This window comes from Polaromonas sp. P1_E1_2, assembly GCF_056406035.1.
Genome location: NZ_JBFUAZ010000791.1, coordinates 1 through 1,567, shown reverse-complemented (window position 1 = coordinate 1,567; position 1,567 = coordinate 1). Strand labels below are relative to the sequence as shown.

Sequence of the window (1,567 nt, the reverse complement as noted above, 5' to 3'; positions counted from 1 at the left end):
TCCTGGAAGGTTCTGCGGCTGTGAGCGCATCGCCTGCGCCCGCACCGGCCCCCGCTGCGGTGCCTGCCGCGGCATCTGCTGCTGCCCCTGCACCGGCAACCTCATCTGCTCCCGCGAGCCAGCCGGCCCATAACCCCACCACTGCGCCTCAGGGCAACCTGCCGCATGCATCGCCCTCGGTGCGCAAGTTCGCGCGCGAACTCGGCGTGCCACTGGCAGAAGTCAAAGGTAGCGGCCCCAAAGGCCGCATCACGCAAGACGACATCCAGGCCTTCACCAAGTCGGTGATGGACGGCAGCGTTCGCACCCAGGCGCAGGCCGCCAAAGCACCCGCATCTTCGGGCGGCGGCGCAGGGCTCGATTTGCTGCCATGGCCAAAAGTTGACTTCACCAAGTTCGGCCCGGTCGAGCGCAAGGACATGTCGCGCATCAAGAAGATCAGCGGTGCCAACCTGCTGCGCAACTACGTGATGATTCCGCACGTCACCAACCATGACGATGCCGACATCACCGAACTGGAAGCCTTCCGCGTTTCGACCAACAAGGAAAACGAAAAAGCCGGGCTGAAAGTCACCATGCTGGCTTTTCTGATCAAGGCCAGCGTTGCGGCCCTGAAGAAATACCCCGAGTTCAATGCCTCGCTCGACGGCGACCAGATCGTCTACAAGCAGTATTACCACATCGGTTTTGCTGCCGACACGCCCAACGGACTGGTCGTTCCCGTGCTGAAAGACGCCGACAAAAAAGGCGTGCTGCAGATCAGCCAGGAAATGGGCGAGCTGGCCAAGAAGGCGCGTGACGGTAAATTGACGCCAGCCGAAATGCAGGGCGCCAGCTTCACCATCTCTTCACTGGGCGGCATTGGCGGGCGTTACTTCACGCCCATCATTAACGCGCCGGAAGTCGCCATCCTCGGCGTGTCCAAGAGCCAGATGGAGCCGGTGTGGGACGGCAAGGCCTTCCAGCCGCGCCTGATGCTGCCGATGTCTTTGGCCTGGGATCACCGGGTGATCGACGGCGCAGGCGCTGCGCGCTTTAACGCTTACCTGGGCCAAATCCTCGCCGACTTCCGCCGCGTCCTCCTCTAAACGGGGCGGAACCATGACAACACTTGTAGTCGTCAAAAAGGCGGGGCAGGTCGCCATTGCGGCCGACACGCTGGTGACCTTCGGCGACACCAGCCTGGGCCACCGGTTTGAAGCCAACAGCAAGATCTTCAAGGTCGACACGCCTGCCGGCATGAGCTTTGTGGGCATGGCTGGTACGGTGGCGCATTTTCCGGTGCTGCGCAAGGCCATGGCGGCCTTGCCCAAAGAGCAGCTCAAGCTGGGTTCGCGCGACGAGGTGTTCGACACCTTCGTCAAGCTGCACCCCATGCTGAAGGAAACGTTTTTCCTGCAGACCAAGGAAGACGACAACGATCCCTACGAGTCCAGCCAGTTCACCGTGGTGATCGCCAATGCCAGCGGCATTTACGGTCTTTACAGCTACCGTGAAGTTTTTGAATTCAAGGAATTCTGGGGCATCGGCTCAGGCCGCAGCTTTGCGCTCGGCGCCATGCATGCCG

The 1,567-nt window shown here is 61.5% G+C and carries 2 protein-coding genes; both read left to right on the top strand.

Going from position 1 to position 1,567, the window contains the following annotated elements; genetic code table 11:
- A partial coding sequence (locus AC1D1P_RS22925) for a dihydrolipoyllysine-residue acetyltransferase (RefSeq protein WP_477674579.1) occupies window positions 1–1,088 on the top strand: 1,088 nt, incomplete at its 5' end.
- 13 nt (window positions 1,089–1,101) lie between these two features.
- On the top strand, window positions 1,102–1,567 hold a 466-nt coding region (locus AC1D1P_RS22920; RefSeq protein WP_477674578.1), incomplete at its 3' end, for an Ntn hydrolase family protein.